Genomic DNA, 15,717 nt, shown 5'->3' with positions numbered 1-15,717 from the left:
ATTCCACACCGTCGGGCCCCAGGTGGTGCCTCGCGCGTGGCATCATGTGTCTGAGATGCCAGACATACCATCCAAGCCGCAGGTGCCCGCTGCCGACCAGACGCTGCGGATCCTCGCGCACCTCACCCGCCAGCGCGGCCCGGTGCCCGCGGCGAGCATCGCGGCGGCACTCGGTCTTCCCCGCTCAACGGTGTACCACCTGTTGGCGACGCTCCAGCAGCACGCGTTCGTCGTGCATCTGCCGGAAGAACGTCGATGGGGTCTCGGGATCGCCGCGTTCGAACTCGCCGGCGGCTATTCGCGGCAGGAGCCTCTCGCGCGGATCGGGCGTCCGCTTCTCGCCGACCTCGTCGACCGTGTGCACGAGAGCGCCCACCTCGCCGTCATGCACGGGCGCGATGTGCTCTACATCGTCGAGGAACGCGCGCCGCGCCGCCCGGCGCTGGTCACCGACGTCGGCGTGCGACTGCCGGCGCACCTGACCGCATCCGGTCGCGCGATGCTGGCGGCGTTGCCGCGCGAGCAGGTGCGTGCCTTGTATCCGGATGCCGCAAGCTTCACCGATCGGACCGGCCGCGGCCCGCGCACGCCCCGGGACCTCCGCGAGGTGTTGCGGCACACGCGTGCGGCGGGATTCGCCGAGGAGGACGGCGAGATCACGCTCGGACTCCGATCGATCGCCGTCGCGGTGCGCGACCACGCAGGCTGGCCCGCGGCGGGGATCGCCGTCACGTGGCGGGCCGATACCGACGCCCCACCTGAGGGGGTCGCCGATGCGCTCTCGCACGCGGCATTCGTTCTCGAAAGCAGAATCTTCCGCACCCCGTGAACGCGCTTGGTCCGCCGAGACGGCAGATCACGCGACGGCGGCGACTGTTCCCTGCGTGAGCGCGACGAGCTGGTCGAAGGTGAGCGGGAAGACCGTGTGCGGAGTTCCGCCGGCGGCCCAGATCTCGTCGAAGGCGGCGAGGTCTTCGTCGATCACGGTGGTGAGCTTCGTCGGGTGCCCGGTCGGGGCGACCCCGCCGATCGCCTGACCTGTCGCCTCGCGCACCTGATCGACGGACGCGCGGGTGATGCTCGTGCGTCCGAGGCGGGCAGCGAGCGCGGCGGTGTCGACGCGGTGCGCGCCGCTCGTCATGACCAGGAGGGGCTCGCCGTCTGACCAGAAGACGAGACTGTTCGCGATGGCGCCGACGTCGGTTCCGAGTGCGGATGCCGCAAGCGCCGCGGTGGAAGCGGCATCCGGCAAGACGACGATCTCCCCGGGGATCCCGGCGGCGCGCAATGCGTCGTGGACGAGGCGGCTGCGGGGGTGCAGATGGTCGGTCATGGACCCAGCCTAACGACGGCACGATCCCACCCCGAACGGCCGAATCACCGCAACGGCGCTGTGTCATGCTGGGCTCATGCGGCGGTTCGCAAGCGCTCTGGTCCGGTACCCCGTCATCACCGCCACGATCCTCGTCGGCGCCCTCGTTCTGATCCTCGATCTCGTCGACCTCGACGCAACGAGCCGGTGGATCGCGACACTCTACGTGAGCATCGTCATCGCGTGGACGCTCATCGGCATGATCCGCGACGTCCTGCGCGGCCACGTCGGTCTCGACGTGCTCGCGGTGGTCGCGATGGTGGCAACACTGGCCGTCGGCGAGTACGTCGCCTCACTCATCATCGTGCTCATGCTGTCGGGAGGCGAAGCGCTCGAAGACTTCGCCGCCCGCCGCGCCAAACGAGAACTGACGTCGCTTCTCGACCGTGCCCCGCAGACGGCCCACGTGATCACGCGACCCTCCGTCGAATCGTCGGACGAGACCCAGGATGTCGCCGCCGACGACGTCGAGGTGGGCGATGTGCTGCTGGTGCGCCCGTCCGAGATCGTGCCTGTCGATGGAGTGCTGCTGAGCCACGACGGTTCGTTCGACGAGTCCTCGCTGACGGGCGAGAGCCTGCCGGTCACGCGGTCGCGGGGCGATGAGATCCTCTCCGGATCGATCAACGGCACGCGCGCGATCCGGATGCGCGCGACCCGTCGCAGCGGTGACAGCCAATATCAGCAGATCATCGCGCTCGTGCGTGACGCGGAACAGTCGCGCGCGCCCGTCGTGCGCCTCGCCGATCGGTTCGCGATCCCGTTCACCGCGGTCTCGCTCGTCATCGCGGGCGCCGCGTGGGGGTTGTCCGGTGATGCGTCCCGCTTCGCCGAGGTGCTCGTGCTCGCCACGCCGTGTCCGCTGCTGATTGCCGCTCCGGTCGCGTTCCTCGGCGGGCTCTCGCGGGCAGCCAAAGCCGGGATCATCGTCAAGGGTGGCGCGGTCATCGAGCAACTCGCCCGTGTGCGATCGGCGGCGTTCGACAAGACCGGAACCCTCACGCAGGGGCGACCCGACCTCGTCGACATCGTCCCTGCGCCGGGAATGGATCCCGACGACCTGCTGCGACTCGCCGCATCCGCCGAACAGTACTCCAGCCATGTGCTCGCGGAAGGGATCCGACGCACAGCGCAGACGCGAGGGTGGACTCTCGAGGCGGCCACCGATGCCCGAGAGATTGCGACCAACGGCGTCACCGCCGTGATCGACGGGCGCACCGTGGTCGTCGGCAAGCCGTCGTTCATCGCCTCGCTCACCGGTGATCTCGACCGCGTCGCGCTCGAGCCCGGCCAGGCAGCCGCCTACGTCGCGATCGACGGCTCCTACGCCGGGGCGCTCGTCCTTGCCGACGATCCCCGCCCTGACGCGCGAGGCACCGTCGGATGGCTCCGCGGGCACGGTGTCGAGCGAGTCGTGATGCTCACCGGAGACGCGACACCGACCGCGCAGTCGGTCGCGGCCGATGTCGGCATCGCCGACGTGCATGCCGAGTTGCTGCCGGCGGACAAGGTACATCTGGCCCGCGGCATCCGCCCCCGCCCCTTGCTCATGGTCGGCGATGGCGTCAATGACGCGCCCGTGCTCGCCGCGGCCGACGTCGGCGTCGCGATGGGCGCGAAGGGGTCGACGGCTGCAGGAGACGCCGCGGACGCGGTGATCCTGCGCGACGAGATCGGGCGGGTCGCCCACGCCGTGTCGATCGGACGTGACACTCTGCGCGTAGCGTTCACCGCGATCTGGATCGGCATCGCGCTGAGCATCGGACTCATGCTCGTCGCGACGACCGGGATCATCCCCGCCGTCGTGGGCGCCCTCGTTCAAGAGCTCGTCGACCTCGCCACGATCCTCTATGCGCTGCGCGCGCTCACCGGTCGGCCGGTCGACCTGGATGCCGCGGCGACCGATACGGCGCTGCCCGCCGACGTCGTGACCTCACACGCAGGGGCGACGCGCTCGCGCACAGATGCTTGATCGATTCGCCGCGTGGTGGTGCAATGGGCAGAAGATGCCGCACAGCCGCGGCGTCCACAGCCACACGCCCACAAGGCCGGCCGAAAGAGATCTGCGATGACGCATCACCACCCCCTGCCCGACTTCACCCACGAACGCGTCGAGGTGGTGACCGGCCGACGAAGCGGACTCATCATCGCGGTCGCGCTCCACTCGTCCGTGCTCGGATCTGCTCTCGGCGGCGCCCGCCTATGGACCTATCCGCACTGGAGTGACGGGGTCGCCGACGTTCTTCGCCTCTCGGCCGCCATGACCCTCAAGAACGCCGCGGCGGGACTCGATGCCGGCGGTGGCAAGTCCGTCATCGTCGTTCCCGACGGAGCCACCCTCGACGCCGAGCGTCGCCGTGCGGCATTCCTCGATCTCGGCGACACGGTGGAGTCGTTCCACGGCCTGTACCGCACGGCAGAAGACGTCGGCTCGACGACCGACGACATGCTCGTCGTCAGCGAACGCACCGATCATGTCGTGGGGCTCCCCGACACGGTCGGCGGGTCGGGCGAACCGGCAGGACCGACGAGCCTCGGCGTGTACGAGTCGTTGCGCGCGACGCTCGAGCGGATCACCGGGTCGGCTGACGTCGCCGGCCGCCGCATCACAATTTCGGGACTCGGCCAGGTCGGGAGCCGCCTGGCGGTGCGACTCGCCGCCGAAGGGGCCGCGCTCACCGTCACCGACGTCAACCCGGCAAAGCGCGACCTGGCCATCGACTTGGGTGCTGACTGGGTCTCACCCGGCAGCGAACACCGTGTCGCCGCCGACGTCTTCGTTCCGGCCGGGATCGGCGGGCTGCTCACCGACGACGTCATCGACGACCTCGACGCAGCCGCGGTCTGCGGCCCGGCGAACAACCCGCTGGCCGAGCGTGAAGGCGCCGATCGGCTCGCGGCACGCGGCATCCTCTATGCGCCCGACTTCGTGGTGAACGCCGGAGGGGTCATCTACCTCGACCTCGAGGCCAAGCATCTCGGCACCCGCTCGGCGATCATGGACCGGGTCGCCGCGATCGGCGACACCGTGCGCCGTGTCTTCGCCGAGGCCGAGGCGCGCGGGGTGACACCGCTCGCCGCAGCCGAAGGTCTCGCTGCCGAGCGGCTGGCCGCGGGAGGACGCAAGGCCGCCCTCGTCTGATCCAGGGATCACCCCACGGAGTTGATTTTCGGCATACCGAAAAGTTAGGTTTTCGGTATGCCGAAAAATCGTCGTGGCGTCGCAGCGCTTCTCCCGGTGACACTCGTTCTCGCGGGGTGCACCGCCGCGAACGGCGAAGAGGCTGACGACGGCCTTCCCGTCGTGCTGACGACGTTCACCGTGCTGGCCGACATGACGGAGAACGTCGCGGGCGAGCACGTCCGCGTGGCATCGATCACCAAGGTCGGGGCCGAGATCCACGGCTATGAGCCGACGCCACGTGATGTGGCGCAGGCATCCGAGGCAGACCTCATCATCGACAACGGGTTGGGTCTCGAGGCGTGGTTCGCGCAGTTCGTCGAGTCCTCCGATGCGCCGCACGTCGTCGCCTCGGAGGGGGTCGAGCTGATCGACATCTCCGCGGACGCGTACGCGGGTCGCCCCAACCCCCACGCGTGGATGAGTCCCGCGAACGCGGCGGTCTACGTCGACAACATCGCAGCGGCATTGACAGACCTCTCCCCCGACCACGCCGAGGACTTCGCCGCGAACGCCGACGCCTACAAGGCAGAACTCGCTGCCATCGAGGCGGAGCTCGTCGACGGACTCGCCGCGGTGCCCCCGGCGCAGCGCGCGCTCGTGACGTGCGAGGGAGCCTTCTCGTATCTCGCGCGGGATGCCGGACTCGAGGAGCGCTACATCTGGCCGGTCAACGCCGAGCAACAGGCGACCCCACAGCAGATCGCCGACGCGATCGAGTTCGTCGAGGACAACGACGTTCCTGCGGTGTTCTGCGAGTCGACGGTGTCGGATCGGGCCATGATGCAGGTGGTCGAGGCGACCGGCGCCACCTTCGGCGGGGTGCTCTATGTCGATTCGCTGTCGGATGCCGACGGCCCAGTCCCCACCTACCTCGATCTCATCCGTCACGACGTTGCGACGATCCTCGACGGCCTGACGGCGGGTGCACCATGACACCGGCGATCACCGTCGAGAACGTCTCGGTGCGCTACGGCACCGTGCACGCACTGGAGGACGTCTCGATCGCGGTGTCCACGGGCCAGGTGACGGGCCTCATCGGCACCAACGGCTCGGGAAAGTCGACGCTCTTCAAGTCGATCCTCGGGCTGGTACGACCCGACCACGGGCGGGTGATCCTCGCGGGCGCGGAGCCCCGCGCCGCGCGGCGTCGCGGCACGCTCGGGTATGTGCCGCAGAGCGACGACATCGACACCGCGTTCCCGGTGTCGGTGCGCGACGTGGTGATGATGGGCCGCGTCCCCTATCAGGGCTTCACCCGCCGCCCGCGCGGAGCCGACCGCGATGCCGTCGCCGAGGCGCTCGCGCGCGTCGATCTCGCGGAACTGTCGGAGCGCCAGATCGGGCAGCTCTCGGGTGGGCAGCGCAAGCGTGCGTTCGTCGCGCGCGCTCTCGCACAGGACGCGTCGATCCTTCTGCTCGACGAGCCGTTCGCGGGAGTCGATAAGCGCTCCGAGGCCATGATCGTGTCGGTGCTGAAGGATCTCGCCCGCGAGGGAAGAACGGTCCTGGTGTCCACGCACGACTTGCGCGAGCTGCCGCGCCTGGCCGACGAGGCGATCCTTCTCCAGCGGCGCGTGCTGTCGCACGGACCGGTCGCCGACGTGTTGACCCCCGAGAACCTCGCGAAGGCGTTCGGCATCGACGTCGAGGATGACGCCGCATGAGCATCATCGACCTGCTCCTCGAGCCGCTTCAGTATGACTTCATGGTGCGGGCACTGGTCACGACGGTGATCGCCGCGATCGTGTGCGCGGTGTTGTCGTGCTGGCTGGTGCTGGTGGGCTGGTCACTCATGGGCGATGCCGTGTCGCACGCGGTGCTGCCCGGCGTCGTCCTCGCATACGTCGTGGGCGTTCCCTTCGCCCTCGGCGCGGTGGTGTTCGGCTTTCTCGCCGTCGGTCTCATCGGCGCGATCCGTGGGACGAGCCGCGTGAAAGAGGATGCCGCGATCGGCATCGTCTTCACCACCTTGTTCGCGCTGGGCCTCGTCCTGATCTCGGTCACGCCGAGCCAGACCGACCTCTCGCACATCATCTTCGGCAACGTGCTGGGGGTGTCGACGGGCGACCTCATTCAGATCGCGGTGATCGCGGTGGCCTCGTTCGCGATCTTGATCCTCAAGCGTCGCGACCTGACGCTCTTCGCGTTCGATGCGACGTACGCGCACGCGATCGGCCTGCGACCGCGCGTCCTCGGCGCGCTGCTGCTGGGCCTGGTGGCATTGACGTCCGTCGTCGCACTCCAGGTGGTGGGGGTGATCCTCGTCGTCGCACTGCTGGTCATCCCCGGCGCGACGGCCTATCTGCTGACCGACCGCTTCGGCCGGATGCTGGTGATCGCCCCGGCGCTGTCGGCGGCGTGCGCGGTGGTCGGCATCTACATCAGCTATTGGGCGGATGCGGCATCCGGCGGGCTCATCGTAGTGGTGCAGGGCGTCGTCTTCGCGGTCGTGTATCTCTTCGCCCCGCGGCACGGCCTGATCAGACGCCTGACCGGTGCGAAGCGCGCCGCCAAGGCCCCCGCATCCACCCTCCTGCCGACCGACACCTGACCCGCAGGAATCGCCCCGGGCATCCACCCGACGCCAGCTAGGGCGCCCCCGGCGCCCCGCGCCCGCCCGCGCGCCCTCGCGCGCCCTCGCGCGCCTACCCGGCCCCGCCCGCACCTACCCCGCGCCGGCACGCTCCCGCCCAACCCCTAGGGCTTCACTTGCCGCGAATGTACGGGCTTCCGCGCCCCGGCGTACATCCTCGACCACTGAGCGGGGCCCCCTGGGCTCACTGGTCACGAATGCACGGTCTCGGGCGACTTCGGCGTACATCCGCGACCACTGAGCGGTGGGGGACGCCGACGAACCGCGCCTCGCCGCGGCCGGACGTGCCGGTGCCGCGCCGGCGGACATCGACCAACCTCACCTCCGCCACCAGCAGGTGAGCGGGGGTGTGCGTCCACGGACTCGGGGCGCCGGTGGCGGAGGTGTGGTTCAGGTCGCGCGTGGACCTCAGCCGCAGCTTGCGGCGACCGCGTAGGCGCCCACGCCGGTCGTCTTCAGGGTGGTCACCGTTGCATCGCCGAGGCCGAGGTACGCGTTCGATCCGATCGCGTAGTAGGGGTTGTACGGGTTCACTCCGTAGGAGATCGCGCGCCCCGCCGCTTTGTGGTCGGCGTTCGATGTCGTCCAGCAATCGGAGGGGCTCGGCGTCGGAGTCGGCGTAGGAGTCGGCGTAGGTGTCGGCGTAGGCGTCGGAGTCGGCGTGGGCGTCGGAGTCGGCGTAGGCGTCGGCGTAGGCGTCACGCCCGAGCGGTCGACGCGGCGGTTGTTCTCGAAGAAGAACTCGGTGACATAGGCCGGATAGTCGATGCTGTTGGCCGATATGTACGTTCCGCCCGACCCCGCACCCGCCGGCCAATTGTGCCCCAGGCCGCTGTTCTGGATCACCGACACGCGTGGCCCGTCGCCATCCGCGTACATCGTGCCCGATCCTGACGTGTTGTTGCCGGCGAAGCTGGAGAGGCTGAAGGCCGACGTGTTCGTTGCCCCGTAGATGTCAGCCATGATCTGACCGTTAAGGGTGTTGTATCCGGGCGCGACGGTCGCGTCGTTGCTGCCGTAGACGACCGAAGCCAGCTGACTGTCGAAGGAGTCGGTCGCCGAGCCCGAGAACGTTCGGCACGTCGAGACACCCTGCGCCTTCGACACGGCGACCGACGAAATCTGCCCGGAGCTCGTGCCGACGGTGGGGCCGGCGTTGATGCCGATTCCGGCGAACACGTCGGGGGCGAGGCATCCCATCACCATCGTCTGGCCGCCTCCGGACGAGAGCCCGGAGATGTACACCTGATCGGCGTCGATTCCCAGCGAAGCACGATCGGTGAGAGCGTCCGCGAGCGCGAGGAGGTTGTCATCGTGCCGCGCAGGCATCGTGCGCGAGTGGTTCGCGTCGTAGTAGTCCCAGCATCCGAAGATCACGCCACCGTTCGGCGCATCCGGGAGCGCGACGACCATCCCGTACTCGTCGGCAGCGGCGGCCCAGTTGCCCGCGCTCTGCAGATTCGACGCTGTCTGCGCGCACCCGTGGAGGTTGATCATGAGGGCGCGTCCCGGCGCAAGTGCGGGGTCGGTGTCGGGCGTGTAGAGCTTCACCGACATTCCGGCGATCGTCTCGCTCGACCATTCACCGGATCCCGCATCGTTGCCACCCCCCGAACCCGACCCGTTCGAACATCCGGGGAGCGTCTCGAACCCCGGCGGGCAGACGACCGCGGTGGCGGCAGGCGTGGCGGCAAGCATCGCGGCCACGAGTGCCGCCGCAGCGACACCGGAGCCGAGTATCGATCGAGTGCGTGAAGACATCGTCGTCATCTCCTTCGATGGGTGTCACGCCGACGGCCTCTTCGCACGTCGGCGCCCGACGCGTTCGCGTCGCCGATGGCTCCTGCGGGGGCAAGACCATCGATCGCGACACTAGCTGAAAGGTGATTCAGTTTCCAGGGTTGATGCCGTGAGGCAGCCGGTGCGCCCTGCGGGAATACGGATGCCGCGCCCGGCGTCGATACCGAGGTGACCCCGACTGCGACCTCGACCCCGGCATCCCCCTCCCTCACCGCCCGCTATGCGGCACCGCCCACCGTGCCGGCGGACGTGCTCACGGAGGTGATCGCCCAGCAGTTGCGGCATCATTCCGTGCGTCGCTTCGCGTCGACCGACGTCGGCGAGCACGAGATGACCGCGATCATCGCGGCCGCCCAGTCGGCGTCGACGAGCTCGAACATGCAGTCGTGGTCGGTGATCGAGATCCGCGACCCGCAACGCAAACATGACGCGGCGACACTGTCGGGCGACCAGGACTTCATCCGGCAGGCACCGGTGTTCCTCGTGTTCGTCGCCGACCTCGCCCGCAACCGCGCGGTGGCCGAACGAGCCGGCGGGACGACGACAGCGACCGAATACATGGAATCCACCCTCATCGGTTTCGTCGACGCGGCCCTCGCCGCACAGAACGCGGCCCTCGCGGCCGAGTCGCTCGGGCTCGGAATCACCTTCGTCGGATCGGCGCGCAACAACCCGCATGAACTGGCCGAGCTTCTGGAGTTGCCGCACGGGGTCTTTCCGGTCGCGGGCATGGCGATCGGCCACCCACACGCCGACGAGGCAGCGGGCGTCAAGCCGCGCCTGCCGCAGGCTGTGGTGCGGCACCGCGAGACCTACCGCCCCAGCACCGGAGACGACATCGCGGCGTACGACGCGACGGTCGCGGAGTATCACTCCTCGCAGGGCCGACCGAGTGACTGGGCAGACAAGATTCGCGTGCTCGTCCGGGATGCCGGAAGCCTCCGCGGTCGCGAGACGATCCGCGACGACCTCGCCCGCCGTGGGTTCCCGTCGCGCTGAGGGTCGGGTCACATGAGCTTGGTGGACTGGAGTGTGCGCTCGACCCAGTGGTTGAAGCCGATGAGCGGACGCCGCAACACCAGCCCGAGCACGAGCATCGGCAGCACGAACGCGACGAGCCATCCCATCGCGATCCAGTAGTCGGCCTCGTAGATCCCGGCGAGCGCAGCCCGGAACGCATCGATCGCGTGCGTGGCGGGCAGGAACGGGCTGATGCTCTGGAACCACTCCGGCAAGAGCGCGAGCGGATACGCCCCGCCCGCACCGGCGACCTGGATGACCAGCAGGAACACCGCGAGGGCTTTTCCGGCATCCCCGAACGACACGATGAGCGTGTAGATGATGAACGTGAAGACGAGTGATGTCGTCCAGCCGGTGAGCATGAGCAACAGGGGGTGCACGGGCTCGAGCCCGACGAGCACGATGTTGCCGAGCATCACGAGCGTGCTCTGGGCGAGTCCGAGCAGCGCGAAGATCGCGTAGCGGCCGAAGAACTGCTGGGTGAGTGTGAGCGCGGGACCCTCGGGGATCGCGCGCGAGGGTGCTTCCACACGCAGGGTGACGGCGAGAAGGAGTGCGCCGACCCACAACGACAGCACCGTGTAGAGCGGTGACATGCCGGCGCCGAAGCTCACGACGGGGTAGACCGGGATCCGCTCGACACCGATCGGCTGGGCGATAGCCGCGGCGAGCGCCGACGGGTCGGTGCCGATGATGCGTCCGAGTTCGGTGAGATCGCCCGTGCTGATGGCGGTCGAGAGCGCGTCCGACACCTGGTCGACCTCGTCGGCGGCGGCGGCGAGCGTGTCGGCGAGCTGCTGGTTGTCGGCTGCGGCGGTCTGCAGGACGGGTGCGATGCCATCGGCGGCGTCGGTCGCGGTCGCGACGTCGGCCGAGATCACCGTGAGCGCTGCGCTCACCTCACCGAGGGCCTGCCCCAGCTGCTCCAGCGTCGGTTCGAGGTCGTTCGCGTACACCGTTCCGGCGTCGGCGAACGCGGCCAGCGCCGCGGTGATCCGGTCGTCGATGTCGGTGCGGAATCCCTGCACGTCCGATACCCCCGCCGCGATGCGGTCCGCGGTGTCCTGCAGGCGTGTCTGCAGGGCTTGCTCCTGTGCGATGGCGGTGTCGAGGTCGTCGACGAGCGCGTCGAAGGCGGGGCGGTCCTCGTCCGGAATCGTGGGGGCGACGTCGTCGACGAGGCGATCTCGCAGCGCCTGCTGGTCGGAGATCAGCTCGCCGAGGTCGTCGACGACATCGCCGATCAGCCCCACGCCCGCGGTCACGTCGGTATCGAGCCCGGTGAAGATCTCGTCGATGTCGGTGGCGAACCCCTCGAGCCTCGTGGTGCTCGCGCTGATCGCCGCAGTGAGCGCCTGCGCGGCCTGGTCGATCGATCCTTCCGCCTGTTGCACGGCGCTGAGGCCTTCGCTCACCGTTCCGGTTGCGGTCTCGAACTCGGATGCCGCGGCATCGAGCAGTCCTGAGGCACCGTCGACGAGGGGGATGCTCGATTCGATGAGCGCGGTGAACATGTTCGCCGTGTCGGCTGCACCGCGCAGTTGCGTGGCGACATCGCTCACGTGGGCTTCGACGCGGGCGAGTGCAGCCTGCGACTGGCCGTCACCGAGCGAGGTCGCCAGTGACGAGACAAGACTGAGGGCGATGTTGCTCAGTTCTTTCGTGAACTCGGCGTTGATCTTCGCGGACAACTGATCGGCACCCTCCATCGTGATGAGGGGCGCGAGCGGGTTGGTCTTGTCGTTGGTGTAGTAGTCGATCTCGGTGCGTTGCGATCCGGCGGTGTAGAAGGTCAGCATCCGTTCGCTGAAGTCCGCGGGCAGCACCATGGCGGCGTAGTACTCCCCCGATGTCGTGCCGGCGACGGCATCCTCTTCGGAGGTGATGATCCAGTCGAGTTCGTCGTTGGCGCGCAGTGCCGACTCGACCATGTCGCCGACGTTGACATGGAGGGGAATGAGCGGGCTGGTGTATCCGGTGTCGGCGCTGGCGACGGCGACCTTGAGCTCGTCGGTGTTGTCGAACGGCTGCCAGCTGCCGATGACGTTGAACCACGTGAAGGCCGAGGGGATGACGACGAGGCCACACAGCACGATGAGGGCCATGACGTTGCTGGTCGCACGCCGCAGGTCGTTGCGGAACAGTTCCCACACGCCGGTCATCGCGGGGCCTCGAGACGTGACAGCTGTCGTTGCAGCTCGTCGTCGGACATCTCGCCGACCTCGGTCGACAGGCGCAGGCTGAAGCGCAGGTACTCGAGGGTGACGAGCGCGGCGAAGATGATGATGAGCCAGAGGATCCACGCCCCGACGAAGGCGATCTTGGCGTCGGGGAAGATGGCGCCGAGGGCCGGGAGGGCGAGGAGCCCGACCGCCCCGCTCACGATCAGACCGGTCCGGATCTTGCGGTAGACCCGCGCGAAGCGATGCGCACGGCGGGTGAGGCCGGCCCGATAGCCCGATCGATTCGCGAGGGCGCGCAATACGTGCCCGACGCGGTATCCCGGTCCGGCGGGCTCACCGGTTTCGGTGGTGAACAGCTCGGTCTCGGCCACCTGCTGCGTGAACAGCCGGGTGAGGTTCGCGACGTGGGGGCGGAAGACGAGACCGAGCAGGAACGACAGCGCGACGAAGACGAGCAGGATGCCGATGTACCGCCAGTATGCGAACCCGGCGAACCCGCTGATGACTTCGCGCATGGCGTCGATGCCGTAGGTGAAGGGGAACCAGGGGTAGAGCGACCGGAAGAACTCCGGCATCAGCTGGATGGGGTAGATCCCGGATGCTCCGGGGATCTGAAGGATGACGAGGATGACCGCCAGCCCTTTGCCGATGTAGCCGAACGTCACGGCGAGGACGTAGATGATGCTGAGGTAGCTGAGCCCGAGCAGGATCGACGTGCCGATGAATGCAGCGGGGTTGACGTTCTGGACGCCGATGATGAGGTTGCCGATGCTCAGGGTGATCGCCTGTGCGGCAGAGATCGTCGCGAACAGCAGCCACCGACCGAGGTAGGCCTGGCGCTCGGTGAGCCCGGGTATCCCCTCTTTGTCGACCCCCAGTTTGAAGATGACGACGAGGACGAACGCCCCGATCCACAGCGACAGGTTGATGAACAGCGCGGCCATCTGCGAGCCGTAGGTGGCGGTGGGAAAGATGGTGTGCTGGTCGACGTTCACCGGTGTCGCCATGAACTCCGCGATCTGGGCGGGGTCGAGGGTGGCGAGCGCGTCGAGTTCTTGCCAGAGCGCGGCGCCGCCGAGGGCGCGGACGTCGGCGATGGCCACCCCCATGTCTTCTTCGAGGGCGGCAAGGTCGCCGTCCAGGCTCGCGAGCGCTTGCGCGGTCTGACCGAGTTGCGTGTCGAGCCCGACCAGCAGGGTCTCGGCTTCGCTCAGCAGGTCGCGTTGGGCGTCGAGGGTCGCCGACAGCGAGGTGACCGCGACGCTCACGCGCGAGATGCCGGCGATGATCGTCGCCGCGGCTTCGGCGACCTCGCCGGAGCCGATGACTTCGCCGGTCGTGGACTGTCCGACCAGGCGCGAGAGATCGGATTGTGCGGTTTCGGCCAGCGTGCGCGCGTCGGCGAGCGCGCCGGTGAGGTCGCCGAGAGTGATGTCGACGGTATCGAGGTCGGCGATGTCGGTGGCGAGGTCGCCGCGGATGCCCGCGATGTCGGTCTGGAGATCAGCAAGTTGTGCCCGCGCTGCGGCAATGACCTGCTCGGCCTCGGCGAGGTCGGTGAGGACGGAGTCTTCGGCGGCCAGCAGGTCGTCCTCGGTCGTCGTGCCGCCGTCGCGGATCGCGGTGGCCACCGCATCCGCCAACTGCTGCGTGAACGCATCCGTCATCTGGGTCTGGACCGTTTCGGCGCCGGCGTCGGTGATCTCGGGCGAGACGCCGTTGAGCTTCTCGTTGACGTAGTAGTGCAGCCGCGGCTGCGTGAAGTCGCCCGTGGTCAGGCTCAGCAGGTCTTCGGTGAAGGATGCCGGCACCACGAACGCCGCATAGCTCTCGCCGCTACGCACCGACGCCATGGCTTCGTCCTCGGTGAGGAATTGCCACCCGAGTTCGTCGTTGTCCTTGAGCTGTGCGATCAACTGGTCGCCGACGTTGACCTCGCCGGTGAGCGTGCTGGTGCCGCCTTCGTCGAGGCTCACGACGGCGATGCTGAGGTTCCGGGTGTTGTCGAACGGATTCCAGAAGGCCGCGATGTTGAACCAGGCGTACAGCGACGGGGTGATGAGGGCGCCACCGATGATGATCCACGCAAGCGGCACACGCGCGAAGCGCAGCACATCGCGTCGAAAAACACGCCAGACGTTGCGCATATCGTTGCCCGTGGGCTCCTGTCCTGGTCGCACCTGCCGAGAGTCGGGTCGAGCCGGGGAGCAACGCCCGCCCTCCAGCCTATCCGCGGCCCAGCCGCTACCTTCTTCGCCCCTCCCCTCTGCCGCTCCTCCGCGAGAATTGGATTCCGCTGCGAGAATCGCTTGCGCTAAGCAATTCTCGGGCTCGGAACCACTTCTCGGCCGAGAAGTGGTGCGGCACAGGGCCGAGGGCGCACGGGGTGCGGAAAGGCTGCGAAGCGGGCACGACGAAAACCAGCCGGAGGGATGCGGCAACGCCGCCGGGCGTGTACATCCTGTCGGCATGAAACCGCAGGTGAGAGCAAGAAACGGTGGACCTGAGGGGATTCGAACCCCTGACCTCCTCGATGCGAACGAGGCGCGCTACCAACTGCGCCACAGGCCCGTGAACCTCGGTAACACTATCACGACGCGAGGCGCCGACCGGTACCGCGCAGCCCCGCCGGGGGTCCTACTGGCCGGCCGCGCGGCGGGAGAGCACGTCGCGTACGTGGGCCTCGATCTCGGCGTCGTCGACATACCCCATCCGGGTAAAGGACGACTCCGACACCCGAGCGGTCCGCGCGGTCTCGATCGACGGCGGCGCAGCGGCTTCCGCGGCCTCCCGCATCGACTCCGCGATGGCCGCGCGGCGCAGAGCGTCCCGCGCTTCCCGCGCGTCGAGCACGGCGGCCGCGCGAGATCCGGCCGACGATGCCAGCGGACGAGGAAGTTCCCGCGGCGCCCACGAGCGCTTCGTGGGCTCGAGCGCGACATCTTGCACCACGGTCGCCGGGCGCTCGACGACGGGCGCCGATCGGCGGGCGACGGCGCGGGCACCGACTCGTGACATGCGGTGCAGGGTCGCGAGCGCGAGAACGGCGGCGGCTCCTCCGGCCCAGACGAGCGCTTGCGCCCCGGTCGTGACGAGTTGCCACACACCCCACCCGGCCACGCCGAGCCCGGTGACGAGCAGCAGCATCGACGCGAAACGCACGCGGCGGCGGGCCCGTGCCCGGCGGGCTTCGGGTGTCAGACGAGCGGCCACCCGCTCGTCGCGCGCACGTTGAAGCTCGACGCGTGCTTCTTCGAGTGCGGCCTGTTCACGCTGGGCCATCGCCCGTCGCGCGAGCTTCTGCTGTTGCAGAGCGGTGCGGGCGGTGAGTTCGAGCCGCACCTCCTCGGGAGTCTCACTCGTCTCGGCGAGGACGCGCAACGCCTGGCTGAGTCGCACCGCGTTGCGCTCGGACGCGTCGTACTGACGCCGGCTGTACCAGGACGGCAGCAGGTACACCAGCCAGAGCAACACCGCGACCAGCACGATGACGCCCCCGCCGAGCACCTGCCCACCCATGGGGTACACGCTAAGCGACCGGATGCCGGGTGACCGACATCGGCGC

General features: G+C 68.7%; 12 protein-coding genes and 1 tRNA gene. 7 read left to right on the top strand and 6 right to left on the bottom strand.

Annotated elements, in window-relative coordinates; genetic code table 11:
• Positions 1 to 55 precede the first annotated feature (55 nt).
• Complete coding sequence (locus tag ACFQZV_RS06575; protein ID WP_378752122.1) at positions 56 to 829, top strand: IclR family transcriptional regulator; 774 nt, start codon at positions 56 to 58, stop codon at positions 827 to 829.
• A 27-nt stretch (positions 830 to 856) separates the two neighbouring features.
• Here the strand turns inward: ACFQZV_RS06575 and ACFQZV_RS06570 are convergent, their stop codons facing one another.
• Entirely contained in the window at positions 857 to 1,333 is a 477-nt protein-coding gene (locus tag ACFQZV_RS06570; RefSeq protein ID WP_378752124.1) for a YbaK/EbsC family protein, read from the bottom strand.
• 76 nt (positions 1,334 to 1,409) lie between these two features.
• Here ACFQZV_RS06570 and ACFQZV_RS06565 point away from each other — a divergent pair, with 76 nt between their 5' ends.
• The 5 genes from ACFQZV_RS06565 to ACFQZV_RS06545 all read left to right on the top strand — a co-directional run bounded on the left by ACFQZV_RS06565 (position 1,410) and on the right by ACFQZV_RS06545 (position 7,107).
• Positions 1,410 to 3,344, top strand: coding sequence for a heavy metal translocating P-type ATPase (locus tag ACFQZV_RS06565; RefSeq protein WP_378752126.1), 1,935 nt, complete (start codon positions 1,410 to 1,412; stop codon positions 3,342 to 3,344).
• A gap of 96 nt (positions 3,345 to 3,440) precedes the next feature.
• Entirely contained in the window at positions 3,441 to 4,514 is a 1,074-nt protein-coding gene (locus ACFQZV_RS06560) for a Glu/Leu/Phe/Val dehydrogenase family protein (protein WP_378752128.1), read from the top strand.
• A gap of 57 nt (positions 4,515 to 4,571) precedes the next feature.
• On the top strand, positions 4,572 to 5,489 hold the full coding sequence (locus tag ACFQZV_RS06555) for a metal ABC transporter substrate-binding protein (RefSeq protein ID WP_378752130.1): 918 nt from the start codon (positions 4,572 to 4,574) through the stop codon (positions 5,487 to 5,489).
• Complete coding sequence (locus ACFQZV_RS06550; protein ID WP_378752132.1) at positions 5,486 to 6,220, top strand: metal ABC transporter ATP-binding protein; 735 nt, start codon at positions 5,486 to 5,488, stop codon at positions 6,218 to 6,220. The genes ACFQZV_RS06555 and ACFQZV_RS06550 overlap by 4 nt, the downstream gene beginning before the upstream one ends.
• On the top strand, positions 6,217 to 7,107 hold the full coding sequence (locus ACFQZV_RS06545) for a metal ABC transporter permease (protein WP_378752134.1): 891 nt from the start codon (positions 6,217 to 6,219) through the stop codon (positions 7,105 to 7,107). Before ACFQZV_RS06550 ends, ACFQZV_RS06545 begins: the two co-directional genes overlap by 4 nt.
• Positions 7,108 to 7,557: 450 nt before the next feature.
• Here ACFQZV_RS06545 and ACFQZV_RS06540 read toward each other — a convergent pair whose 3' ends face one another.
• Positions 7,558 to 8,910 (bottom strand): extracellular catalytic domain type 1 short-chain-length polyhydroxyalkanoate depolymerase, encoded by a 1,353-nt coding sequence (locus ACFQZV_RS06540; RefSeq protein WP_378752136.1) that lies wholly within the window; start codon positions 8,908 to 8,910, stop codon positions 7,558 to 7,560.
• 207 nt (positions 8,911 to 9,117) lie between these two features.
• Here ACFQZV_RS06540 and ACFQZV_RS06535 point away from each other — a divergent pair, with 207 nt between their 5' ends.
• Positions 9,118 to 9,948, top strand: a complete 831-nt coding sequence (locus ACFQZV_RS06535; RefSeq protein WP_378752138.1) for a nitroreductase family protein — start codon at positions 9,118 to 9,120, stop codon at positions 9,946 to 9,948.
• An 8-nt stretch (positions 9,949 to 9,956) separates the two neighbouring features.
• On the opposite strand, the gene ACFQZV_RS06530 is transcribed toward ACFQZV_RS06535, so the two are convergent.
• The 4 genes from ACFQZV_RS06530 to ACFQZV_RS06515 all read right to left on the bottom strand — a co-directional run bounded on the left by ACFQZV_RS06530 (position 9,957) and on the right by ACFQZV_RS06515 (position 15,671).
• Entirely contained in the window at positions 9,957 to 12,131 is a 2,175-nt protein-coding gene (locus ACFQZV_RS06530) for a YhgE/Pip domain-containing protein (protein WP_378752140.1), read from the bottom strand.
• Complete coding sequence (locus ACFQZV_RS06525; RefSeq protein WP_378752142.1) at positions 12,128 to 14,332, bottom strand: YhgE/Pip family protein; 2,205 nt, start codon at positions 14,330 to 14,332, stop codon at positions 12,128 to 12,130. The genes ACFQZV_RS06530 and ACFQZV_RS06525 overlap by 4 nt, the downstream gene beginning before the upstream one ends.
• Before the next feature lie 318 nt (positions 14,333 to 14,650).
• Positions 14,651 to 14,723 (bottom strand) — tRNA-Ala (locus ACFQZV_RS06520).
• A gap of 66 nt (positions 14,724 to 14,789) precedes the next feature.
• Positions 14,790 to 15,671 carry a large exoprotein gene (locus tag ACFQZV_RS06515; RefSeq protein WP_378752144.1) on the bottom strand — a complete coding sequence of 294 codons (882 nt, stop codon included), beginning with the start codon at positions 15,669 to 15,671 and terminating at the stop codon, positions 14,790 to 14,792.
• Between the last annotated feature and the right edge of the window lie 46 nt (positions 15,672 to 15,717).

Origin of the sequence: Microbacterium koreense, from assembly GCF_042677105.1 — a bacterium.
Classification (GTDB): Bacteria; Actinomycetota; Actinomycetes; order Actinomycetales; family Microbacteriaceae; genus Microbacterium; species Microbacterium koreense.
This window is presented reverse-complemented; position numbering and strand designations above follow the sequence as displayed.